Raw genomic sequence first — 23,335 nt, 5'->3', positions numbered from 1 at the left:
ACAACGATGCGGGAATATCAATTTTTCTCGTTGTATAGGTCTCCTCGGATACTCTCGTCACTTCATTGCCTTGAATTTCAACGGTAAAATATTTGTCATCCGATTTGCATACGAATCCGGCGATCCAGTCTCCGGCGAGGTCATTGCTTGCCCAGGACGCATCGAGTGACGAAGGCACCGGTTGCAAATCCCAAAGCACGGCGTCCGAACGCCATTTGACGGCTTCTTGATACGCCAAATCAGCCGCTTTAACTGATGTGATTCCCGTTCCTTCTTCGGTGGTCTGATCGTCAGTCATTGAATTTTTAACGATATCTTCGGATTGCGATTGTGTCGAATTGCCGTTCTTTTGATTTCCTGTAAAAATTCCACCGCTGAAACAACCGGTTGATAAAATCATGAAAATCAATAACCCTGATATTAAATACCGCAGTTGCTTTTTCATATCATTCCCTCCGTTTCCATTTTCAGTATTACATATATTATATTTAAAATCAATACTGTATATTCAATATTCCTATATATTTATTAAAGTTATCATATATATCAAGGTTTTCGACCAATGTGACTCTGAAAATGATAGCTGCCGTTGAAAGCGATTCAAATTGTCAATAAAAATCACGGATTTTGCGGTTTTAGTGTTACCATAACCATATATATTCTAAATATTGACACCTATTTACATTGGAGTTATAATAGAAAAAATTAGAATTATCGGAGCGGGAGAAATAAAATGAGAACTTTTCTATTGACCGGCGGAAGCGGCTTCTTAGGCGGAATTATGAAAAAACAGATCGTCGAAAGAGGCGACATCTGCGTCAGCATCGACTTACAGCCGGATGATTATACGCACGAGCGGTTTTTCTTTTATCAGGGCGATATCCGCGACAAAGAGCTGATGGATTCTGTCTTTTCAAAGTATCAATTCGATGCGGTTTTCCACTTTGCGGCGCTGCTGGCGCATGTGAAAAAAGACTTAAAAGACCTTTGGTCTTCAAACGTGGACGGCACAAAAAACGTGTTGGAATTTGCGGAAAAGTATCATGTCACCAAAATCGTTTTTACATCGAGCAACTGTCTTTGGGGGAACAATTTTGACAAGCTGGTAACGGAGGATGAAGCCCCCGATCCCATTGAAATTTACGGAAAGTCCAAACTCGAATGCGAAAAGGTTCTTCTTGCAAACAATTCAGCGGTTAAATCTGTGATCTTCAGATGCCCGACCATCATCGACGAAGGCCGCCTCGGACTGCTTGCGATTTTATATGAATTTATCGACGAAAACAAGAAGCTGTGGATGGTCGGAAACGGCAATAATAAATATCAGTTCATTTATGCGAAAGATTTGATTAATGCTTGTTTTATGGCTTTGGATTATCCGAAAAACGAGATTTTCAACATTGGTTCGGATAACGTCAAGACATTTAATGAAGTCTATACATATGTCATTGAACAATCCGGCTCAAAATCCCGTTTGGCGCACTTCCCCGCCGGAATAGCCATTTTTGGAATGAAATTATGCTTCGCGCTGGGCCTCTCACCGCTCGGTCCGTATCAATATAAGATGCTGTCCTCCTCGTTTGTATTTGACACCTCAAAAATAAAAGCGAAGCTCGGATTTGTTCCCACGATGACAAATGAAGAAATGTTGTTGCGGTCATATGAATATTACCGCGAAAACCGGAAAGAAATTGAGAGCAGAAAGAATGTCTCGGCACACCGCCAAGGCGCAAAAATGGGGATCATCAGATTGATTAAATGGCTGTCATAAAAAACGAATTCCGGATCAAAAGCGACTCTTTTTTCACAAAACATGAAAAAGAGGTAAAACTGATTGCATTTTTATTGTTTATCGGTCTGACTTTTATCATCGGTATTTTTCATGAACCTTGGACAGACGAGGCACAATCGTGGCTGATTGCAAGAGATACGAATCTGGATGAGCTTTTCAAAGTGATGGCATATGAGGGCAGCCCCGCTCTATGGCCGATCATTTTGAAAATATTCATTTTCTTCGGCTTACCCTACCGATATCTCTTCATCGTTCCGTTTTTGTTTTCGGCAATAGGCGTATGGCTTCTGATTTATAAATCTAAATTGCCGCTGATTTTATTGGTAATTCTCCCGTATACTTACTATATATTTTATCAGTATGCGGCAATCGCGAGGAGCTATTGCCTGATATTGCCCTGTATTGAGTTGATTGTCCTCGCGTTTCCGAAACGACTGCATAATCCCTTTAATTACGGTCTGCTGTTGATTTTATTATCCGGCATCAGCCTTCATACAGCTTTGCTGTCGGGCGTCTTATATATTTTATTCTGCATTGATATCTCTAAATATTTAAAGCAGTTTACGGACAAATTACAGATTGTCAATGCAATTTCCGCGGCTTGTGTCGTCTTATTGTCGTACCTTATAACCGTTAGGAATATATGGCCGCCGGCCGATTATTCTTTTCCGGCACATTTCAATATCAGCATGAAAAGCATTTTTAATTTCTCAGACCTTTTCGGAAATTTATTGATTTATAATGCAAAAACCGTCGTTAATATAATCATCTTGGTTTTGGCGATTTTTATTTTTCTGCTTTTCTTTAAAATTTCTATACGGTTTATCCTTATTTCTTCGGTGATTTGGATTTTTCTTTCGCTATTCTATCACAACCAGTGGCACAGCGGAATTATTTTTTTGAGTTTTCTTTTAGCTTTTCAAATTTATCAGCCAAAATTAAGAAAATTTCCGCTTTTTATCGTCAAACTTAAACCGATGCTTATTGCAATAATCATCGTAATTTTCATGATACAGATCTTTTGGAGCGTAAAAACAGCAGCTTACGATATTTCCAATCCTTACTCGGGGGCATTTAAAGCAGCGCAATTTATCAAAGTGAATCACTACGATCAACAGCGAATATACGGTTTAGGTTATAACGCAACGGCTCTCGAACCCTATTTTGATAAAAACATTTATCAAAACAAAGGGGAAAATAAAGCATATTATTATTGGAGCAAAAATAACGGCGATTTGACAACTGATCAGATTTTGGACAATCTGCCGCCAATCGTGGTTTTGGCTGATTTTAATAAAGGTGAATTCCCCGGGGTTGAAGATGATCTTGTCTCATTGAATTATCAGGTCTTCGAATTTAACGGCGCTTCATATATTAAGAATAATATCTATGAATCGCAAAAATATCTGATCTATGTAAGAAAAGATCTTGTCAAGGACACCGTTCAGCCCTGACAAGATCAGATACAAATATTATCGCATTTAAAATAATAATATTACTATTTTTTACTCGGCAGGATTTCGAGCCAATAACCGTCGGGGTCTTCGATGAAATAGAGGCCGATCTCCGTATTTTCAAAACAGATGCATCCCATTTCCTCATGGAGTTTATGGGCGGCTTCAAAATCATCCACATTGAAAGCAAGATGGAATTCGGACTCGCCGAGTTCGTATTTCTGCGGATGGTCTTTTAACCATGTCAGCTCTAATTCGAATTTCGACTCTTTGTTCCCTATATAGACGATGGTGAAATTGTCGGTTGTCATGCGGCGAATTTCGGTCAGGCCGAGTGCCTTTTCATAGAACGCGAGCGAGGTATTTAGGTCTCTGACATTGTAGTTTTCGTGCACCATTTTGAATTTCATAATCGGTTTCCTCCTTCATTTCTCCGGATTCTTAATAATGTCTTTGTATTGCGTGTATTCGCGTATAAAGCGATCGATAATTTCGGGCTTTTTCCAATAGTGCATCGGGTAGACGCATTTTGCGTCGGCAACCGAGAGAAAATAGAGCAGCCCTTCGGCATAATGCACATCCTGCCGGGAATCGAGCGGGATAAAGGCGATATCAATTTTACGGCCTTTGAGCTTGTCGATCTCGTGGCGGTAACTGCCGCGCATTTGTTTATTATCGTTTTCTGATTCACCCTCCCAAGTCCAGTCGTTCAGATCGCCCGCATGATAAATTACGCCTTCGTCGGTTGTGAGTAAAAAAGCAACGCCGCTGTCGGTGGACTGCAGGGTCTCCAGATGCTCGCCATGTGGTAAATCATAAGATATGTTCGGATGGGCTTTTAAAACTTGGATGCCTTTTGGGTATTTTTTCTCTGAGATGTCTTTGGCGAGAACGGCATATACATCTTTCATGCCATTATTTTGTAAAATGGTGAAAATCTCGGGGTTATAATGATCGGGATGGCCGTGGCTGCCGAAAACGACAACGGGCTTTTGCGTGTCAAGCTGCGGAAGTTTTCCTTCGTAATAATCAAAGAGATAATAACATGCCGTAGTTTCAACCAAAAACCCGCTGTGTAAAATATAATATACGATCATGTAATCACTTCCTTCGATCCACTCTCTGATAGCATGATACATTCATTGCAAAATGATGTCAATCGAATCGGTGATTTTTGTGATTGCTCAGGCCTCGCCCATTTGAGTGCGGCACATCGAGGCGTACTGGCCGTTTTGCGCCATCAACTCCCGATGGGTGCCCTGCTCCGCGATTCTGCCGCCCTCGATCAGGATTATGATGTCCGAATCGCGGATGGTGGTCAAGCGGTGGGCGATGATGAACGAGGTGCGTCCCTCGGTGATGGTCAGCATGGCACGGCGGATTTTTTGCTCGGTCACGGTATCTACGGAGCTGGTCGCCTCGTCTAAAATCAAAATCGGCGCATTGGTCAGAACGGCCCGGGCGATTGTCAGAAGCTGCCGTTCACCCTGGCTCAGTTCGATGCCGCCTTGTGTCAGTACGGTGTTATAGCCCTCGGGCAGCCTCCTGATAAAGCCGTCAGCCCCCGCGATTTTCGCTGCTTTTTCAATATCCGCCATCGATACGTCATCTCTGCCGTAGCTGATATTACTTCTTACCGATTCGGCAAACAGCGCCGTATCCTGAAGCACCACGCCGAACGAACGTCGCAAATCCTCCATTTTATAATCCCGCAGGTCGTGGCCGTCGAGCAGGATTTTTCCGCCGGTCACATCGTAAAAACGGGTCAGTAGGTTGATGATCGTAGTCTTTCCGGCACCGGTCGGGCCGACGATGGCGGCTTTGGTGCCCGCCGGGATCTTCAAAGAGACATCTTTCAGGATCGGACGTTCTTTATCATATCCGAAATCGACGTTTTGCAGTTCAATATCGCCTTTGGGAGCGACGAGCGGCAAAGCATCCGGGATATCTTCCGGCTCAGGTTGCTCGTCCATGATCTCGAAGACGCGCTCCGCGCCCGCGACGGCAGTTTGGAAGTTATTATAGATATTTGCAATCTCGACAAACGGGCGGGAGAACTGCCTTGAATAGAGCAGAAAGCTCGAGATCATACCGATGTCGATGGTCCCGCGTATCGCCATGATACCACTGATAACTGAAATCGCCACAAAACTCAGGTTGTTGATCACGTTCATGATCGGCATCAGAAAACCCGACCAGATGAGCGCACGGGTCGCGACTTTGCAAAGCGCCTCGTTGCTCTCGTCGAATTCCGATATCATTTTGTCTTCCCGGCAAAAGGCCTTTACAACGCTGAGACCCGAGACGCTCTCTTCAACTTGTCCGTTGAGTTTTCCTAGGGCTTTTTGCTGTTCGGCAAACAGCTTGCGCGTGCGTTTTGTAATCACACGCGTCATGAGGAAGATGAGTCCTACGCCGACCAGCGATACGGTGGTCAGCAGCGGGCTCAGCGAGAGCATGATGCAGAGAATGCCGACGATGGTGAACAAGAAGGTTAAAAGCTGTGTCAACGAGTTGGAGATTGTGTTGCTGATGTTATCCACGTCGTTGGTCAGGCGGCTCATGAGTTCCCCATGCTGGCAGCGGTCAAAGAAAGATAGCGGCAGCTTTTTCATTGTGCTAAACAGCGTGACACGGATATGATGAATGATCCGCTGGCCGATGGACGCCATGAAGAACTGCTGCAAGAAGCGCACAAGGCTGTCGCAGAGATAGAGCGCAATCAGGGTGAACAGAATGATTTTGGCGGGGTTGCCCTCGTCAACCGCTGTTACGGCGTTGCCGATGACCAGCGGCGATAAGATTGCTGACGCCGAAGTCAAGGTCGAAAGAAGTAAAATCCAACCGAGACCTTTACGGTTTTTATCCGTCAGTGACCAGAGACGGGAGAGCGTCCCGCGCATATTTTTCGGTTTCACGACCGGCTGTCCGCGGTTCGGCGGCCCGAAGCTGCCGCCCATCCCGGCGGGAGGAGGTGTTCTATCAGCCATATTTATTGCCACCCTTTCGCAGATAAAGTTTGAAATATTTATTTTTCAAACCTATCACCTCCTATCTGTGATGCGTAAATTGCCTGATATGTAAGACAAGCGTCTATTAACTCCGCGTGTGTACCGAACCCCTGCACCGTGCCGTTTTCTAAACATAGAATTTTATCCGCGCGCATTACAGTGGAAATTCTTTGACTGATGAGCAGAACGGTCATGCTCTTGATGCACTGTTTGAGGCCGTTCAGCACCGCGGCTTCGGTCTCGGCGTCCAACGCACTGGTGCAGTCATCGAGAATCAGGATTCTGGGATTGCGCACCAGCGCTCTTGCGAGCGCAAGCCGCTGTTTCTGACCGCCGGAGAGGTTTACGCCGCCCTGTCCGAGCTGAGTATCATATCCATTCTCCGATGCTGTGATAAAAGAGTCGGCGCAGGCGATTGCGGCTGCTTGCATGACTTCCTCTTCGCTTGCCTGCTCCCGTCCCCAACGCAGATTTTCGCGAATGGTTCCGGAAAAAAGGAGCGCTTTTTGCGGGACGATGGAAACCGAGTTTCGCAGCGCTTTTTCGTCGAACTGCGTGACGTCCTGCCCGTCGACAAGAACCCGACCCTCGGTTGCGTCATAAAAACGCGGAACGAGATTGACAAGCGTTGTCTTTCCCGAGCCGGTGGGGCCGATGATGCCGATGGTCTCGCCCGGTTTAGACGAGAAGGTCACATGTGTAAGAGACTCCCGGCCTGCGCCCGCATAGGTAAAAGAGACATCTTCGAAATCGACTTGACCCGATATTTCGGATTCCAACGGATTTTCGGCCACGTTTTGCGCCGGAGTCTCGTTTAAAATTTCGCTGATTCTGGAGGAGGACGCCATCGCTCTGACCGCCACATTTAAAATAGTCGCGACCATACCGAGAGCAAAAAGGATCTGCGTCATATAGTTGACAGAAGCCATCAGTCGGCCGATCTGAGAGCTCTCTTGATTCTGCGAAACCCAGAGCAGTACGACAATTCCGAAATTGACCGTCAAATTGATGAGCGGCGAAAATACGGCCACGACCCGCATAGCGGAAACACCTGCATCCGCCAGATTACTTGAAGCCGTTTCGAATTTTTCCTCTTCCTGATGTTCTGCATTGAACGCCTTGACAACGCGGATTGACGATAAGAATTCACGGCTGACGTTATTTAACTGATCGAGCTTTTTTTGGAGCACTCCGAATCTGGGATAACCCAACTTCATGTTGGCAGCAATAAACAGCGAAGCAATCACAAGAATCACAGCGATCATCGGGAGCTGTTTGGGTGTTTGAACGATAATCAGCACGATCGCTCCGATACAGGTGATCGGCGCTTTTATCATGATTCGCATAATGCCGTTGATAAAATCCTGCACCTGTGTGACATCGTTTGTGATGCGCGTGATGATCGACGCCGGTTGGAGATGATCGATGTTTTCGAGAGAAAGCGACTGCACCTTGCGGTACATATCGCTGCGCAATTCTTTTGAGATGGTTTGAGAAGTCACGCTTGCAAACTGGTTACGTACTACCGCGCCGAGCGCTCCGATAATTGCGATAGACAGCATAATTGAGCCATATCGCAAAATGGTTCCGACATCTGCTCCTTTGACGCCGTCATCAACGATATGCGCCATAAACGTGGGCTGAAGAAGGTCTGCTGCTGCTTCCACGATTAAAAACAACATAGAGACAAGAAAAATCCAAATATGTCTTGTTATGTATTTCAATATGAGTTTCACGGTTGTGTTGCTCCCTGTCTTATGATTCGAAGGTACTTAAAAGCTTTTTCAGGATGATGTCCAACTGCCGCTTTTCTACTTCGTCTAATTTATCAAACAACTTGTCAGACAATTCCTGACGGGCTTTTTCGACGTCTTTGGCGGTTTCCCGGCCTAGGAGCGTTAAGGTGACATCGATATTCCGGCGATCTTCCTCATTCTTGCCGCGGGTGATCAGTCCGGCTTTGTCCATACTGTCTAATTGTTCGCTGAGCGTCGCCGATCGGCGCCCGGTGATCTCGATCAGCTCCCGCTGAGTGAGTGTTCCCCTTTCCCGAAGTAAGATCATCAGCCATCCCTGACCGGGATATTTTTGCGACATATGGATCTTATGAAAACACTGATAAAACAGCTGCAGCAAAAAAAGGTTCGTCTCTTTCTCCATGTTTGTTTTACGCTTCCTCTCTGAAATCATTAGGGTGCTTGAGATATATTACAACATATCATTCATAAATGCAAGGTCCCTAACGAATTATTTCTATTACTGCGCAAACCCTATATGCAGAAAGGAGGTTTTTTCATGGCAAAATCAATCAAACCCGGAACCGATAACCAAGAACCCGGCAAATATATTGAGGTTGGCCCCAACGGTGAAATCGTGGATAATCCCCGTATGGTTCATATCAATCGCGGCGACCGACTCCCACCGACTCAGGCATCGGGAAACCAATGGCTTAAAGTCGAATAATGCTATTTAAAGAGCGAGATCGCCTCGCTCTTTTAATTTGAAGGTTTTTTACTTTGTGATAACAAGATCCTTCGGTTTCGCTCAATATGACGAGACTTTATCCGACTGATAGACGATTTTGCCGTTGATAATGGTATAAAGGCAATTCGTGAAGACCTCGAGCGGGTTTCCGTCATAGATGACGATATCGGCGTCTTTTCCGACTTCGATGCTGCCGACGCGGTTTGAGACCTTGCAGATTTCGGCTGCGTTGATGGTAATGGCTCTGAGCGCTTCATCAATACCGAGACCCTCTTTGGCCGCAAGTCCGGCGCAGATAGGCAGATATTGAATCAGCGAGACCGGATGGTCAGTGGTCAGCGCGACTTTTACGCCGGCTTTTGCCAAAATTCCGGCGGTTTTAAAGTCCATATACTGCACTTCGCTTTTATTTCGGGACGCCAGATCCGGACCCACAATCGCCGGAAAGCCCGATTTCTTAATCTCTTCTGCGATCAGGTGTCCCTCCGTACAATGATCCAGAGTCATATCCAGATCAAACTGCTTTGCGATGCGAATTGCGGTTAAGATATCATCGGTGCGGTGAACATGCGCTTTTAAGGGGATTTGCTTTTTAAAGACTTGAATCCAGCATTCTTTGCGAAAATCCTCGTCAAAACTTTTTTTCGAATCCTGCGTGGACTGCTTTTCGTCGATATACTTTTTGGCTTCGAAAAGTTCTTCCCGGAGCATTGCGCCGATGGCCATTCTGGTTGCTGGCATCATGTTGTTATTCCCGTAACTCTTTTTGGGATTTTCACCGAACGCGACTTTCATGGCCGCGGGTTCGAGTACTACCATCTCGTCGAGAACTCTGCCGTCTGTCTTGATGAATACAAATTGATCGCCGATCACGTTTGAACTGCCCGGCCCGACCATAACGGAGGTGATCCCCGCTTTGATTGCGCTGTGAAAAGCGGCATCCATCGGGTTGATGGCGTCAAGCGCTTTCAGATAGGGTGTGATCGGTTTGGTGATCTCGTTGCAGTCGTCGCCTTCCTTGCCCTTTTTCTCCTCCGTAATTCCGATATGGCAATGCGCTTCGATAATACCGGGCAGCGCCCAGCATCCTTTTGCGTCGATCACGGTGTCGTCGCCGTTTTCGGTTTTATCGATCGTTTCGGCGACTTTTATGATTTTTCCGTTCTCTATTAAAACGCATCCGTTCTCATAACTCCGGGCTGCCATCGTCAGCAGCTTAGCATTGGTGATCAACAAAATTTTTTACCCCCTGTTCGCAGAATACCTGAATATTTTTACCGTCGAAACAAAAAATAATGCGCAAGGAGGTGAGTGTTTCATGGAAAACAACAACCGCAACAAAAACAACCGCAACAACGAAAACCGTGAAAATGATAATCGCGAAAATGAAAGACGTGAAAACGAAAAACGCGAGAACGAGAACCGCAACAACCAGAATCAAAACAACCGCGAAAATGAAAACCGCAAGAATAAATAAGCCTTTGTGTAAGTACTTGCACAACCAACCGACAGCATCTCATTAAGAGATGCTGTTCTTTTTCATATTTACTGCATATTCTCTTGCTCCAAACGGTCAGTCGTAATATAATAGTTTCATATTTAATAGATTTATTCTCTGTGAACCGCGAATAACGAATTAATTAAACGGGATGAGGGGGGCTTGGTTTGATTTATACCTTCGGTTATACAAACGAAATAGAGTGGCTTGAGGGCGTTCCGGTTGAACGATTGATGGAGAACGACATCCGGTGGTACTGGGTCGATTTTGAATGCGCAAATCAAGAAGAAATCAAGATATTAAGCGATCGGTTTCATTTTAACGCCTTGGCAATCGAAGATTGTGTTGAACGCCTCGAGAGGCCTAAAGTCGATTTTTATGATACCTACTATTTTTTTGTTTTACATGCATTGAATCCGGAAACGATGAAACCGATAGAACTGGACTTATTTGTCGGATCCAAATATATCATTTCCTTCCATTTGTCAGAGCTGCCCGAGATCAACTGCATCCGACGGAAAATTTCGGAAAGCGTTTTGGCCAAAGAAGAAGGCTGCAATTTTATCGCCTATTTGATTTTTGATAAAATCGTCGATCAATATTTCCCGTTGGCGTTTCAAATAGAAGATACTTTAAATGATGTTGATATCGAAATAAACAGCCAAAAGATCCATGATGTAATCGATCAGGTGTTTTCAATCAGAACAGACCTTCTCGTTCTGCGCCATACCGTCAATTCAATGAAAGAACTGCTCTACCGGATTTTAAATTCGGAACACTTGGAAAACTTTCGAACCAATAAACAGCATTTTAATGATATCTATGACCACTTGCTGAAACTCTCGGATATCGTCGAAATCAATCGCGAAGTGACATCTGATATCAGAGATAATTATTTATCAATCAATTCCCATCGAATGAACAAAATTATGACTACCCTGACCATCATCAGTTCTATTTTTATCCCATTGACTTTTATCGTTGGGATTTACGGTATGAACTTCGATTATATGCCGGAACTGCGCTGGCGATACGGCTATTTTATGATACTCGGAGTTTTGGCGGCCGTCATCATTTCAATGGTTTTGTGGTTTATTCGAAAAGGTTGGATTAATAAACGGAAATAATACCCCTTCAGAAGGAGTATAAAAATTAATATCTTAATCATAAATAAAGTTGATTTTTATGTAAAATTTAAATAGGAGTTTTTCAAGTGTCTCTGATAACCAAGATCTCTTCTGATTTCGTGCAGCAGTTATTGAGGCATGCGACAACGAAAACACGCCCCAGAGTGCCCGACGGTACCTGCCATTGAATCTCAGCAACGCCTGTGACGGCGCTGGGACAATCAATACCGATTAAGTGGGCGAGTTCACAAGTTTCCGTGCCGGTAGGTTCAAGGAAAAAGAAAGCCTGAGAAATAGGACGATTCAAAGTTATCCGAACAATGACACCGGCAGCAAGAGCAACCGTCCCATTCACTTCGGGTAATATCCGGCCGTCCTCAGTTAAAAATTTCAATGTTAATATGCGGAGATCACAATCAGGTATGGGGTTCGGTGTCGCGGAAGGGATACATATAAACTGACCAATATAAATAATGCTTCTCTTTTTGATCTGGGGGTTCGCAGCAAGAATCTCATCAATTGTCATTCCGAAATTGCGCGAAATACTGAAGAGTGTATCACCTGCTTTTACGGTATAAAGTTGACCGTCACATTTTGGCAGAAGTGAGAATTTGTTTTTTGTTAATGGATAAATCGCAGGTGTATGCTTGTCGTCATAATTCAAAGTTATCATCTCTGGATTGTCAACCCTAAATCGGACAGAAATTATAAGGTACATGATCTCTTGAACTCCACCGGTGAAAGATATCCGAGCGTACCATGCAGCCGAATGTTATTGAACCAGTGCACATAGTCTGCCAACTCCCGCTGTAGTTGATCCAGCGTGTCAAAACGGCGGAAATAAACGAACTCCGCTTTGATACGATGGTATCAAAATTGGTGTCTTTTTATGGTGGAGGCGAGGGGAATCTATCGCGGCTTTCGGCCTTGGAGGCCTAAAAACAATCCCCCGGATTGTTTTTGGTCGGATTTTTCTCCCTCTGGTCGAACAATCCTTCCACGGCCTGGTTCGATTCCCATTAAAAAAAATTCAGATGACGCGCTAAAGGCATCTTCTGAATTTTTGGTGGAGGCGAGGGGAATCGAACCCCTGTCCGAAAATCACTCCGCGCAACTTTCTACGGGCGTATTCGGTGTTTAAGATTTCCCGATCATTAACACACGCCGACAGGCGTTAAATCACGGTAGCTTCATAAGTTTCTGCCCGGCCGCAAAGCTTAAGCCGTTTCAGATGGGCCGCTTAGACACGCCCCCGCCAGGACGCGGCACTCAAGGCGTGGGACGGCTGCTTTAGTTAAGCAGCAACTGCAACTTTATTAGTGTCAGTTAATTGAAAATTTGCGCGTTTTTAAGAGGTCACGCTGCTCTGCCCGCTTATTCCGTTTCACAACCCCCGTCGAAACCTTTACGCCCCCATGCGCGTTCTGACTCAGATTGCTTATTTATTATAGCCGATTTTTATAAAAATGTCAATTGGCATCACTTATCTAAAACCGTAAAGGCGATAAAATGAATACCATAAAAACAGACAATTATTATTCCGGCAAAATTACGAAAGATTATTCACAATAAATTTAAAGCAGATATCAATCGATTTAAATCAACAAGAAAGAAGCGGGTTTGAATCCGCCACTTTTTTTCAAAGTCGATGTGCATAAAGTATATTATAATGACTATTGTTAAATCAGCGCAAACGCTCGGCTCAAAACATAAAATAAATTGGGCGGACTGACCACCGGTCCGTCAATTTTTTAAGAGGAAGTATTCGGATGTCTTACGACAATCAATAAAGGCAGACCCATGTCCATGAGGTCGAGGGAAGCGTTCGGCTCGCTGAATTAAGAGAGAATGTCCACAACCATCGGTTTGCGGGCATTACCGATGAAGTGATTATGATGCCATGCGGGCATATTCACAAATTCGTCACCAAGACGGATTTTTATGAAGATCATTTTCACCCAATCTGTGTGTTCACCGGCCCTCCTATTGAAGTAGGCGACCGCGACGACAGGCGTCATGTCCACTTTATCGATGCCAAGACTGAGTGCTCGGACGGACACCTTCATGAGTTTGTTGCCGCGACAATGATTGATAATCCCATTGGCGACTGACCTATCAAAAGAAGCCCTGTGGACTGTTGCGGTCTGCAGAGCTTTTACTTAAAATAGCGTGAGTTGGTTACTCTCAGGCAAATCGCCGAAGACGCCGTTATCACGCATTGAGGCGATGACCGCCGATGAAATACCTCCGGATGAGGCAAATTCTTCAACGGTCGCATACCCCTTATCGCGGGCAGCGGCGATTACCGGCGCGACCGTCTCGCCGACGCCGGAAATCGCAGAGAACGGAAGACGAATTTTCCCGTTCTCGAGCAGGAATTTATAGGCGTCGGACTTTTCAAGATTCGCTGGCAAAAACTCAAACCCGCGGGCAAACATCTCGACCATGATCTGCATGATTTCGTAGCTGTCCTGCTCTTTCTGAGTCGCCGCTTTGCCTTTATTTTCGATCTCCACCATTTTCTTTTTGGTAAACTCCATGCCGTTGACGGCGCAAATATAGTCAAAATCCGTACTGCGCACTGAGAAATAAACCGAATAGAATTCCAGCGGCTTATAGACTTTGAACCATCCGAGTTTGATGGCGGAAATGACATAGGCTGCAGCATGGGCTTTCGGAAACATATACTTTATTTTAAAGCAGGAATCGACATACCATTCTGGCACATCGTGAGACATCATTTCGTCCACCAGATCAGGGGTGAGTTTTTTCTTCGCATCTCCCTTGCGCACGATCTCGGTAATTTTGAAAGCCTTGATCGGATCCAGGCCCTTTTTAATCAAATAAAGCATGATGTTGTCGCGCGTGCCGATGACTTCGGAGATGGTGCATATCTTATTTTTAATCAATTCCTGAGCGTTTCCGAGCCAGACGTTTGTGCCATGCGATAGGCCGGAAATCTGCAGCAAGTCGGCAAAGGTCTTCGGCTGTGTCTCAACAAGCATCTGACGCACAAATGAGGTGCCCATTTCGGGGATAGCAAAGGTGCCTATCGGATTGTTGATCTGGGCGGGCATGACCCCGAGCGGTTCCGTCGAGACAAACAGCTGCATGACCTTTTTATCCGACATGGGGACATCCTTGAAATCGATTCCGGTCAGATCCCGAAGGTATTTGAAAATCGTCGGGATGTCGTGCCCAAGCTCGTCTAATTTTAATATTGTATCGTGCAGCGAATGGAAGTCGAAGTGGGTGGTGATGATATCGCTGTCCTTTTTTTCTGCCGGATGCTGCACCGGTGTAAACTGATGGACACTGAGACCTTTCGGAATTACGACCATGCCGCCGGGGTGCTGACCGGTCGTGCGTTTGACGCCGGTACAGCCTGCGGCAAGGCGCTCCATCTCGGCTTTGGGCAGGGTTATGCCTTTTTCCTCGCAATACTTTAAGACATAACCATATGCCGTTTTTTCCGCTATCGTAGAGATTGTTCCGGCTTTAAAGACGTTTTCCGCACCAAATAACTGCTCTGTATATTTATGCGCTTCGCTTTGGAATTCGCCTGAGAAGTTCAGGTCAATATCGGGTTGCTTATCGCCCGCAAAACCCAAAAAGGTCTCAAACGGGATATTGACGCCGTCGCGCTCAAGCGGCGAATGGCAGTTCGGACAGTTTTTCGGCGGAAGATCAAAACCGACCGCTTCTTCATCGTCGATGAATTCACTATACTTACAAGCTTTACAATAATAATGCGCAGGCAGCGGATTGACCTCGGAAATGCCGGTCATCGCGGCTAAAAGGGTCGAGCCGACCGAGCCGCGCGAACCGACCATATAACCGTGTTCATTAGAGAAGGCTACGAGTTTCTGCGCGATCATGTACAGAACCGCAAATCCGTGTTTAATGACCGGCGCAAGTTCCCGCTCAAGCCGGTCGGAAACTACTTTCGGCAGCGGATCGCCATACTGCGTTTTAGCGTTTTGAAAGACAATATCCGTCAGCTGTTGTTCCGCACCCTCCATCTGCGGTGTATAGGTGCCTTTCGGAATCGGGCGGACGACTTCGACCATATCGGCTATTTTATTGGTGTTGTCAATGACGACTTCACGCGCTTCCTGTTCGGACAAGTAAGAAAATTCGGAAAGCATTTCGTTGGTTGTCCGGAAATACAGCGGCGCCTGAGATTCGGCGTCTTTCATCTTTTTTCCGGTTATGATGATCTCGCGGAAGATGCTGTCCTCCGGTTTTATAAAATGCACGTCACAGGTGGCGACGACCGGTTTGTTGAGCTTTTTGCCTATGTATAAAATCTTTTTATTAAACTCGATCAATTGTTGCTTGGATTTGATATGTTTTACGCGTTCATCCTCACTTCTGATCATGAATTCGTTGTTGCAAAGCGGTTGGATTTCGAGGTAATCGTAATAAGAAGCGATGGAATATAAAATCGAATTTTCTCTGCCTTCGACAATCGCTCTGTAAAGTTCTCCGGCTTCACATGCGCTGCCGATGATCAGACCTTCTTTGCGCTCAGTTAAAACGCTTTTCGGGATCCTCGGGACATAATGGTAATATTCGAGGTTGGACATCGATACGAGCTCATAGAGATTCCGCAGGCCGACGTCGTTTTTTACGAGAATGATGCAGTGAAACGCATGCAGTTTTGCTAATGAGCCACCTACCAATTCACCCTCCATATCAGAGATGCATTTACAGCCGTTTTGAATAAAACGGTCCAGCATTTTTGAAAAGATTTTTGCAGTGATACGGGCGTCGTCGGAAGCGCGGTGGTGGTTAAACTTATCTAATCCAAGGTGTGCAACCACTGTTTCGAGCCTATGATTCTGAAGCTCCGGATATACGATTCGCGCCATTTTCATCGTATCAATATGCGGATTTTCAAACTTTCGCCGGGCACGCTTCGCAGCTGCGGAAATAAAACCCGTATCAAATTCGGAATTATGGGCGATCAAAACGCAATTTTCAGCAAAATTACAAAACATTCCGAGCGCTTCGTCTTCGTGTGGTGCATCGGCCACCATCATATCGTTGATGCCGGTGATCTCAGTGATTTTAGCAGGGATCGGTATTTGGGGATTGACGAAGGTATTAAATTCTCCTAACACCACTCCCTTCTTAATTCTGACTGCGCCAATCTCGGTGATACGGTCATTTTGTGAAGAAAGCCCCGTTGTTTCAATGTCAAATACGACAAATTCATCTTCAAAGGAAGCTTCGGTATGTCCTGTCACAACGCCGCTCTTATCATTGACGATATAGGCCTCCATGCCGTAAATCACCTTGAAATCGGCATCCGGATGAGCCTTTTTAATATCTTCATATTCTTTCATTGCATCAGGGAAAGCCTGAACGACACCGTGGTCGGTGATTGCGACCGCACGGTGTCCCCAGTCATAGGCCTGTCTGACTAACAATGCTGCCGGAGTGACGGCGTCCAACATTGACATTGCAGTATGCAAATGCAGCTCAACGCGTTTATTTTCTGCACTATCAACGACCTTCTTCTTTTCAGACAGACAAATGTTGATCGGAATTAGCAACTCCTGCTGTGCAAAATCATCGAATTCCACATTACCGCTGACTTTTAAAGTCTGACCTTCCTGTATCAAATCCTCGAGCTCGAGTTTGGAATTGCGTAAAAACAATTTACAGCCGATCGATGAACCGCCGTCGGTGATAAAAAAATTAAAAATCACCATTGAGCCGTCTTTGATCGGTTTTTTATCAATTAAAAACACATCGCCTTCGACTACGATGTTTTCTTTGAGCCGTTTTTGATAAACCTCGGAAATCGGAACCGGCAATTCGGCAATTCTCTTCCCCAAAAATACGGTCTTTTTGCGGGCTGTCTCCTCAATTGCCTGCTCTTCAGGGCGTTTGAACAAATTGATTGACACTGAGGATGGTGCCGCCGGCGCCAATTCCTTCGGTTTTACGACAATCGGCGGCAATTCCGGGGTTTTGACGGCATCAGCATATTCACCTGAATTTCGGTCGATTTCCACCGTGCCGGAAAACTCCACTTCTATATTAACGCCGAAGCTTTTATATACCGATGATTTAATAATCTTTGAAAAGTCTGATTTTTCAAGCAGCTCTTTCCCGCCATACTTAAGCTCAATGACCAGTATATTCCCTTCGCTGCTGTATTTTGCCTCGTCCAAAAAGCCGTTTACGACTGCCATTTTGTCCCGCAGCATTTCGCATAAGGCGCTTAAGTATTCGTTATTCAACAATTCTGCGGGAAATACAGGGGAGATTCGAACGGATTTTATTTTATAGAATTCGCGCAATTCTTCCTGTGCGCGTTCAATCGCTTTCAGCGGAATCAATTCGTAATAAAGGGCTTCAAGCCGTATGATTCTTTCTTTTTTATCTATTTCAAGGCCTCTGACTTCGCCTGAAGCGACCATCGGCTCCGAAACCGCTCCAAAGAACAGCTCAGACAGCGTTGCGGCCATGTTTTATATCCTCCAAATACTTGATCAGCAAATTAAAAATCTCGTTTTGCTCGCCCTTTTTAACGGTCTCCCCATTACGGAACAGGATTGCGCAGCCATTTCCGAAGGCCATCCCGATATCGGCGCTTTTGGCTTCGCCGGGACCGTTCACTTCACAGCCCATAACCGCAATCTTCAGCGGGATTTCAATATCCGCGCAGTACTTATGTAATTTTTCGGCGTATTCAACGACCGGACCTCTGGTTCTGCCGCAAGTAGGACAGGAAATGATGGTCGGACGGTTTGACATCTCCAAAGCTGTAAGAATGTTTTTCCCGATAACGACTTCCCGTTCTGGTTCTCCTGTGACCGAGACCCGAATCGTGTCGCCGATGCCGTCAAGCAATAACGAACCGATTGCCGCAGCGGACTTTAGTGACGATATCCCCTCGGTCCCGGCTTCAGTTACGCCCAAATGCAAAGGGTATTGGCAGTTTATCGCTAAAATTCGATTGGCTTCGACTGTCGTTTTTACGTCAGACGACTTTACCGATATGAGGATATTATCAAAGTCGAAACGTTCCAGCAATTTAATCTCGCATAATGCACTCTGTGCCAGTGCCTGCGGAGTCGGACCTCCGTATTGGTTTAAAATATCTTTTCCGAGGGAGCCTGAATTAACACCGATGCGAATCGGGATGTTCTTTGCACGGCAGCATTCCGCCACTGCCTTGACACGCTCGTCTGAACCGATATTTCCGGGATTGATTCGAATTTTGTCGGCTCCGGCGAAAACTGATTCGACGGCAAGCTTATAGTCGAAATGGATATCGGCGACAAGCGGCAGACAGCAGGCTGTTTTGACTGCTTCAAGCGTTTTGACCGCTTCCATGTTCGGAACCGCAATGCGGATGATATCACAGCCGACGCCCTCAAGCCGTTTTGCCTGAGCGATATTTCCCTCGATATCGTCATAATGAACATTCAGCATCGATTGGACGGTTATTTTTTCGTTTCCGCCTACAGCCGTTTTTCCGACTTTGATCGTTTTGCAAATCCTGCGCATAATTTTAAATCCTTATAAATATTTAAGATGATAAAAGCATTTCACGTTACTAAGGATTTGATATCATTGAAAGTGACCAGGATAATCAATAAAATCAATAATCCGAATCCGATAAAATGGATCATACTCTCATATTTTTTCGGAACCGGTTTCCTGACAATAATTTCAATCAGAATAAAAATCAAACGGCCGCCATCGAGTGCGGGCAGCGGCAGTAAGTTGAACACGCCTAAGTTAACCGTGATGAAAGCGGCAAGATAAATCAACGAATCAAGGCCTTGTGAAGCTGCTTCCCCGATTACCTTCACTGTCCCCACCGGCCCGCTGACTTCTGAAGCGCTGTATTTGCCCCTTGCAATGTCATATATCGACTGGTAGACCACCTTAACAAGAGAAATCGTACCGTAAAAACTATGGTTAACGACGTTTCCGAAGGTTTTAGGCTCAGCAGTAAAATAGAAATCGCGTTTGCTGACTGTAGTTTTCCCGACTTCCTCCGTGGCGAACTTGACATCTTCAAGCGTAATTTTTTCACCGTTTCTCCGGACGATAATCGTTGCATTTCCGGTCTGGTTGCGCATGATCGCATATATCGCATCGGAATAAATTGAGATATGCGTTCCATCGATATCGAGCAACTCATCTCCGGTTTGTAATCCGGATGTCACGCTGACGGCATCATCAAAAAACTTATCGACAGTGCGGGATGGGAGCGCTTTTTCGCCGAGAACCAGAATTGTCGTTAAAATCAGTCCAAGTAACAGATTCATCAATGCGCCTGCGATGATTACGATAAATCGTTTCCATGCTTTTTTATTGCAAAACGCATCGGGATCGCAGCTGTCCTCATCCTCGCCTTCCATAATGACGCTGCCGCCGATCGGAAAGGCCTTGAGCGAAAAAAGATTGTGTTTCCCTTTAATTTTAAGCAGCCTCGGCCCCATGCCGATAGAGAATTCGTCGATTTTTATTTTGAAAATGCGTGCTGCTGTATAATGCCCGAGCTCATGAATGACGATGAGCAGATCGAGCACCAGCAGAGCGATGATGATTTGCCAAACAATATTCAAATTCTTTATCCTCCCGCGTGTTCCGCCCTTTCACGGACAAATTCCTTGGCCTCACTGTCCGCGTCGAAAATCTCTTCAAGTGTATGAATCGGCGTGGGTTTTATTCGTTCCACGGCCTCCTGTACCAAATCGGCAATCTGTAAAAATCCGATTTTGTAATTTAAAAACAGCGACACTGCGGCTTCGTTTGCGCCGTTTGCGACCGTTGCCGAAGTACCGCCCAAAGCAAGGGCTTTTTTACAGACAAGCGGCGCAGGAAAAGTCACATAATCGGGTTCGGCAAATGAAAGACTTCCGATCTTGGCTAAATCGAGCGGTTCTCCGTCGAAATCACGGCGTTCCGGATAGGTCAGCGCATACTGAATCGGCAGACGCATATCCGGAAGGCCCATCTGCGCAATGACGGAATGATCTTTAAAGATGACCGCCGAATGGACGATGCTGTTTCGGTGAATCACAATTTGAATTTGTTCCGTTTTTACGCCGAACAACCAATAGGCCTCAATGACTTCAAGGCCTTTGTTTATCATCGTCGCACAGTCGATTGTGATCTTCTTCCCCATACTCCAGGTAGGATGGTTTAAGGCTTGCGCTGCTGTAATATTCGAAAGTTCCGCTCTGCTTTTGCCGAAAAACGGCCCGCCCGATGCGGTAAGAATGATTTTGCTAATCGGGTTCTTACTGCCGACGATGCATTGAAAAATGGCGCTATGCTCGCTGTCGACCGGTATCAACTCGCAGCCCGTTTCAAAAATGCGTTTCATTACCAATTCTCCGCCGGTGACTAAGCTCTCCTTATTTGCCAAAGCCAGACGGCGGCCTTTTACAAGTGCCGCCATGGTCGGACGCAGACCGGCAATCCCGACAATGGCGTTTAAAACAGTGTCCCCAAAATTTTGCGCAACTTCGCAGACGGATTCATCCCCGCCCCATACTTTGACATCCATATCCCGAAGACGGGTTCTTAAATCAGCGGCGGCTTTTTCGTCACGTAGGACAAATACTTTCGGACGAAATTCTCTTGCCTGTTGTTCCGCCGTTTCGACATTTTTTTCGGCGGCAAGCGCAGAAATTTCATATCCGTTTTTCTTTGCGACACAGAGTGCCTGTGTGCCGATGCTGCCGGTGCTCCCGAGTATCGTCAGTTTCAAATCGTTATCCTTTCAGCTCAACCAAAGAAGTTTATAAATCGGGATGTCATTGCAAAGAGGATTGATGTCATCAGGACTCCGTCGAATCTGTCCATGATCCCTCCGTGTCCGACTACAATGGTGCCGAAATCTTTGACATTGTGCTCCCGTTTCAGCACCGAAGCGGTTAAATCGCCCATAAGTTCAAAAATCGCCGCGATCGGCGCTATAACAGCAAATACCGCCCAATTGAGCGGTTGCGTCGGAAAAATCAGCCTTGAGAGAAATGCCAGACCGACAAACGCCATTTCCGAAAAAAACAATGAACCGACAAGACCCTCAACGGTCTTTTTTGGGCTGATGGCCGGGCAGAGTTTATGTTTTCCCATTGTAATGCCGAACAGCCATCCGCCGACGTCTGCCGCCCAGGTTCCGAGTATAATTACAGCTGCCAAAACCGCACCGGCGCCTGGCTGGTTTTGCTTTTGGAGTTGAGTGATCGCCGAAAATCCGGTTGTGACATAGACCGAAAATAAACCGGCGAGTGCGACTGCGGAGAATTTTGCGCGGTCGCTGCTTCGATAAATAACCGCCAGAAACATCAACAGAACCAACATGATAATTGCGCAGTCGGTAATCCGGCCGTTGTTTTGGGTTAAAATCACCGCGGAAACCGCTGTAGGATAGGCAAAACAAACCAGAGAAAGTAGTTTTAAACGGAGCAGCTTCATGACTTTCAGACATTCGTAAACAGCAAGCATTGCAAGCAGGTACATGACGACGTCAAGTACCCATCCGACAATAGTCGTTAAATAAAACGCCGCGCCGATTGTAATGATTAAAACGATTGATGTGACAACCCGCTTCTTCATGATTCCCTGTTCCCTCTTTTATTTTACTCCGCCGAATCTCCGATCCCGCTTTCCGTATTCTTCAACAGCATGGTCAAGATCATATTCCGAGAAATCCGGCCAGAATTTTTTACAGACGACAATTTCCGCATAAGCGGCCTGCCAAAGCAAAAAATTCGAGATCCGCATATCTCCGCCGGTACGAATCAAAAGATCGACGGACGGCTGACCGGCTGTATACAAACACCGCTCAAATGTCTGTTCATTGATGCTTTCGGGCATCAATTTATTGTTCTTCACCTCGCTCGCAAGCAGACGGGCGGCGTGCAGAATTTCGGCTTTTCCGCCGTAATTCATCGCAAGATTCATCCGCATTCCGTCTTTACCCTTGTTCAGAGCCTCGACATCAGCCATCAGTTTTTTCAGCTTATCGCTGAACGGTGTCCGATCACCTAAAAAATTTACGATGATGTTGTCTTTGGCAAAGTCCGAGATTGCTTCTTTCATATAGGCTTCAAACAGCTGCATCAGAGCGTCTACTTCCTGCTGCTGGCGCGACCAGTTCTCGGTCGAAAAAACATACAATGTTAAGTATTTGATTCCGATTTTATCGGCATACCGTGCGATTTTGCGAAAGTTTTGACTCCCTGCCGCATGGCCTGCGCTGCGCGGCAGCGCTCGGGCTTTGGCCCACCGGCCGTTTCCGTCCATAATGATAGCCACATGCTTCGGCATTTTTGCCGATATAGTTTCATTTGATTCTTTCATATCACTTTCCGTGTCATAAACAAGTCCCCCTCATTCGGAGGGGGGATTAATTTATAGCTCCATGAGTTCTTTATCTTTTTTAGTGACGATATCGTCGACCTGTTTGCAATATTTCTCGGTGAGATCCTGGACTTCTTTTTCGCAGTCATCAAAATCGTCTTCGGTGATCTCCGAGGTCTTTTTTTGCGCTTTGAGTTTTTCCATCACATCGCGGCGGATATTTCGCACGGCGATTTTGCTTTCTTCGGCATATTTTGCAATCTGTTTGACGAGATCACGGCGGCGGTCCTCGGTAAGCGGCGGGAAAACGATTCTTATGACTCTGCCGTCGTTATTGGGATTGATGCCGATATCGGAAGTTTGGATGGCCTTTTCGATGTTTTTCAACAACGAAGCGTCCCAGGGCTGGATGACAAGAATTCTCGCTTCAGCGACGGAAATTGCGGCCATCTGGTTGATTGCAGTGGGAACGCCGTAGTAATCCACAGTGATTTTGTCAAGCACAGCAGGATTTGCACGGCCTGCACGGATGGTCGCGAGCTCACTTTCAAGAGTCAAAACGGTCTTTTTCATTTTGTCTTCGCCGCTTTTAATGTTATCGTTCATATCTCACACTGCCTTTC

At 45.8% G+C, this 23,335-nt stretch carries 21 protein-coding genes, 1 other RNA gene and 1 pseudogene; 6 read left to right on the top strand and 17 right to left on the bottom strand.

What is annotated here, in order from left to right:
- On the bottom strand, nucleotides 1-445 hold a 445-nt coding region (locus PKH29_08355; protein HNX14850.1), incomplete at its 3' end, for a hypothetical protein.
- A 288-nt stretch (nucleotides 446-733) separates the two neighbouring features.
- Here PKH29_08355 and PKH29_08350 point away from each other — a divergent pair.
- Nucleotides 734-1,771: an NAD(P)-dependent oxidoreductase gene (locus PKH29_08350; GenBank protein ID HNX14849.1), complete on the top strand. Its 1,038-nt coding sequence runs from the start codon at nucleotides 734-736 to the stop codon at nucleotides 1,769-1,771.
- Nucleotides 1,772-2,481: 710 nt separating this feature from the next.
- The gene (locus PKH29_08345) at nucleotides 2,482-3,246 is read left to right on the top strand and encodes a hypothetical protein (protein ID HNX14848.1); all 765 of its coding nucleotides are present in this window, start codon (nucleotides 2,482-2,484) and stop codon (nucleotides 3,244-3,246) included.
- Between the two features lie 44 nt (nucleotides 3,247-3,290).
- Here the strand turns inward: PKH29_08345 and PKH29_08340 are convergent, their stop codons facing one another.
- From PKH29_08340 to PKH29_08320, 5 genes are all read right to left on the bottom strand, one after another.
- Nucleotides 3,291-3,656 (bottom strand): VOC family protein, encoded by a 366-nt coding sequence (locus PKH29_08340; GenBank protein ID HNX14847.1) that lies wholly within the window; start codon nucleotides 3,654-3,656, stop codon nucleotides 3,291-3,293.
- Between the two features lie 15 nt (nucleotides 3,657-3,671).
- Nucleotides 3,672-4,343, bottom strand: a complete 672-nt coding sequence (locus PKH29_08335) for an MBL fold metallo-hydrolase (GenBank protein HNX14846.1) — start codon at nucleotides 4,341-4,343, stop codon at nucleotides 3,672-3,674.
- Between the two features lie 87 nt (nucleotides 4,344-4,430).
- Nucleotides 4,431-6,236: an ABC transporter ATP-binding protein gene (locus PKH29_08330; protein HNX14845.1), complete on the bottom strand. Its 1,806-nt coding sequence runs from the start codon at nucleotides 6,234-6,236 to the stop codon at nucleotides 4,431-4,433.
- Nucleotides 6,237-6,274: 38 nt separating this feature from the next.
- Nucleotides 6,275-7,993 (bottom strand): ABC transporter ATP-binding protein, encoded by a 1,719-nt coding sequence (locus PKH29_08325; GenBank protein HNX14844.1) that lies wholly within the window; start codon nucleotides 7,991-7,993, stop codon nucleotides 6,275-6,277.
- 19 nt (nucleotides 7,994-8,012) lie between these two features.
- Nucleotides 8,013-8,417, bottom strand: coding sequence for a MarR family transcriptional regulator (locus PKH29_08320; GenBank protein ID HNX14843.1), 405 nt, complete (start codon nucleotides 8,415-8,417; stop codon nucleotides 8,013-8,015).
- Nucleotides 8,418-8,552: 135 nt separating this feature from the next.
- On the opposite strand from PKH29_08320, the gene PKH29_08315 reads away from it, so the two are divergent.
- Nucleotides 8,553-8,720, top strand: a complete 168-nt coding sequence (locus PKH29_08315; GenBank protein HNX14842.1) for a YjzC family protein — start codon at nucleotides 8,553-8,555, stop codon at nucleotides 8,718-8,720.
- Between the two features lie 81 nt (nucleotides 8,721-8,801).
- On the opposite strand, the gene PKH29_08310 is transcribed toward PKH29_08315, so the two are convergent.
- Complete coding sequence (locus PKH29_08310) at nucleotides 8,802-9,980, bottom strand: amidohydrolase (protein ID HNX14841.1); 1,179 nt, start codon at nucleotides 9,978-9,980, stop codon at nucleotides 8,802-8,804.
- Nucleotides 9,981-10,059: 79 nt separating this feature from the next.
- Here PKH29_08310 and PKH29_08305 point away from each other — a divergent pair, with 79 nt between their 5' ends.
- Nucleotides 10,060-10,218 carry a hypothetical protein gene (locus tag PKH29_08305; GenBank protein HNX14840.1) on the top strand — a complete coding sequence of 53 codons (159 nt, stop codon included), beginning with the start codon at nucleotides 10,060-10,062 and terminating at the stop codon, nucleotides 10,216-10,218.
- Between the two features lie 188 nt (nucleotides 10,219-10,406).
- Nucleotides 10,407-11,366, top strand: a complete 960-nt coding sequence (gene corA, locus PKH29_08300; protein HNX14839.1) for a magnesium/cobalt transporter CorA — start codon at nucleotides 10,407-10,409, stop codon at nucleotides 11,364-11,366.
- A gap of 82 nt (nucleotides 11,367-11,448) precedes the next feature.
- On the opposite strand, the gene PKH29_08295 is transcribed toward corA, so the two are convergent.
- The 3 genes from PKH29_08295 to ssrA form a co-directional block, all read right to left on the bottom strand.
- On the bottom strand, nucleotides 11,449-12,030 hold the full coding sequence (locus PKH29_08295; GenBank protein HNX14838.1) for a LysM domain-containing protein: 582 nt from the start codon (nucleotides 12,028-12,030) through the stop codon (nucleotides 11,449-11,451).
- 41 nt (nucleotides 12,031-12,071) lie between these two features.
- Nucleotides 12,072-12,227, bottom strand: coding sequence for an IS3 family transposase (locus PKH29_08290; GenBank protein HNX14837.1), 156 nt, complete (start codon nucleotides 12,225-12,227; stop codon nucleotides 12,072-12,074).
- Between the two features lie 203 nt (nucleotides 12,228-12,430).
- Nucleotides 12,431-12,781: a transfer-messenger RNA gene (ssrA, locus tag PKH29_08285) on the bottom strand.
- A 354-nt stretch (nucleotides 12,782-13,135) separates the two neighbouring features.
- Between ssrA and PKH29_08280 the strand changes: the two are divergent.
- Nucleotides 13,136-13,477 (top strand): annotated as a pseudogene (locus tag PKH29_08280) (YmaF family protein).
- Between the two features lie 48 nt (nucleotides 13,478-13,525).
- Here the strand turns inward: PKH29_08280 and PKH29_08275 are convergent.
- The 7 genes from PKH29_08275 to frr all read right to left on the bottom strand — a co-directional run bounded on the left by PKH29_08275 (nucleotide 13,526) and on the right by frr (nucleotide 23,318).
- Complete coding sequence (locus PKH29_08275; protein HNX14836.1) at nucleotides 13,526-17,848, bottom strand: PolC-type DNA polymerase III; 4,323 nt, start codon at nucleotides 17,846-17,848, stop codon at nucleotides 13,526-13,528.
- Complete coding sequence (gene ispG / locus PKH29_08270; protein HNX14835.1) at nucleotides 17,829-18,893, bottom strand: flavodoxin-dependent (E)-4-hydroxy-3-methylbut-2-enyl-diphosphate synthase; 1,065 nt, start codon at nucleotides 18,891-18,893, stop codon at nucleotides 17,829-17,831. The genes PKH29_08275 and ispG overlap by 20 nt, the downstream gene beginning before the upstream one ends.
- Before the next feature lie 41 nt (nucleotides 18,894-18,934).
- On the bottom strand, nucleotides 18,935-19,963 hold the full coding sequence (locus PKH29_08265) for a site-2 protease family protein (GenBank protein HNX14834.1): 1,029 nt from the start codon (nucleotides 19,961-19,963) through the stop codon (nucleotides 18,935-18,937).
- A 5-nt stretch (nucleotides 19,964-19,968) separates the two neighbouring features.
- Complete coding sequence (gene dxr / locus PKH29_08260) at nucleotides 19,969-21,114, bottom strand: 1-deoxy-D-xylulose-5-phosphate reductoisomerase (protein HNX14833.1); 1,146 nt, start codon at nucleotides 21,112-21,114, stop codon at nucleotides 19,969-19,971.
- A gap of 17 nt (nucleotides 21,115-21,131) precedes the next feature.
- Nucleotides 21,132-21,965 carry a phosphatidate cytidylyltransferase gene (locus tag PKH29_08255; protein ID HNX14832.1) on the bottom strand — a complete coding sequence of 278 codons (834 nt, stop codon included), beginning with the start codon at nucleotides 21,963-21,965 and terminating at the stop codon, nucleotides 21,132-21,134.
- 18 nt (nucleotides 21,966-21,983) lie between these two features.
- A complete protein-coding gene (gene uppS / locus PKH29_08250) occupies nucleotides 21,984-22,667 on the bottom strand; it encodes a polyprenyl diphosphate synthase (protein ID HNX14831.1) in 684 nt (227 codons plus the stop codon).
- Nucleotides 22,668-22,763: 96 nt separating this feature from the next.
- Nucleotides 22,764-23,318 (bottom strand): ribosome recycling factor, encoded by a 555-nt coding sequence (frr, locus tag PKH29_08245; GenBank protein HNX14830.1) that lies wholly within the window; start codon nucleotides 23,316-23,318, stop codon nucleotides 22,764-22,766.
- Nucleotides 23,319-23,335: the final 17 nt, after the last annotated feature.

The sequence above is a fragment of the Oscillospiraceae bacterium genome, assembly GCA_035353335.1.
Classification (GTDB): Bacteria; Bacillota; Clostridia; order Oscillospirales; family JAKOTC01; genus DAOPZJ01.
The sequence above is the reverse complement of the archived record's forward strand: the minus strand, read 5'-3'. Positions and strand labels throughout refer to the sequence as shown.

Bases quoted from the DNA above. Each gene is read 5' to 3' on its own strand.
- PKH29_08350 (HNX14849.1), top strand. From the start codon at position 734: ATGAGAACTTTTCTATTGACCGGCGGAAGCGGCTTCTTAGGCGGAATT.
- PKH29_08345 (HNX14848.1), top strand. From the start codon at position 2,482: ATGAAAAGCATTTTTAATTTCTCAGACCTTTTCGGAAATTTATTGATT.
- PKH29_08340 (HNX14847.1), bottom strand. From the start codon at position 3,656: ATGAAATTCAAAATGGTGCACGAAAACTACAATGTCAGAGACCTAAAT.
- PKH29_08335 (HNX14846.1), bottom strand. From the start codon at position 4,343: ATGATCGTATATTATATTTTACACAGCGGGTTTTTGGTTGAAACTACG.
- PKH29_08330 (HNX14845.1), bottom strand. From the start codon at position 6,236: ATGGCTGATAGAACACCTCCTCCCGCCGGGATGGGCGGCAGCTTCGGG.
- PKH29_08320 (HNX14843.1), bottom strand. From the start codon at position 8,417: ATGGAGAAAGAGACGAACCTTTTTTTGCTGCAGCTGTTTTATCAGTGT.
- PKH29_08315 (HNX14842.1), top strand. From the start codon at position 8,553: ATGGCAAAATCAATCAAACCCGGAACCGATAACCAAGAACCCGGCAAA.
- PKH29_08305 (HNX14840.1), top strand. From the start codon at position 10,060: ATGGAAAACAACAACCGCAACAAAAACAACCGCAACAACGAAAACCGT.
- PKH29_08275 (HNX14836.1), bottom strand. From the start codon at position 17,848: ATGGCCGCAACGCTGTCTGAGCTGTTCTTTGGAGCGGTTTCGGAGCCG.
- ispG (HNX14835.1), bottom strand. From the start codon at position 18,893: ATGCGCAGGATTTGCAAAACGATCAAAGTCGGAAAAACGGCTGTAGGC.
- PKH29_08255 (HNX14832.1), bottom strand. From the start codon at position 21,965: ATGAAGAAGCGGGTTGTCACATCAATCGTTTTAATCATTACAATCGGC.
- frr (HNX14830.1), bottom strand. From the start codon at position 23,318: ATGAACGATAACATTAAAAGCGGCGAAGACAAAATGAAAAAGACCGTT.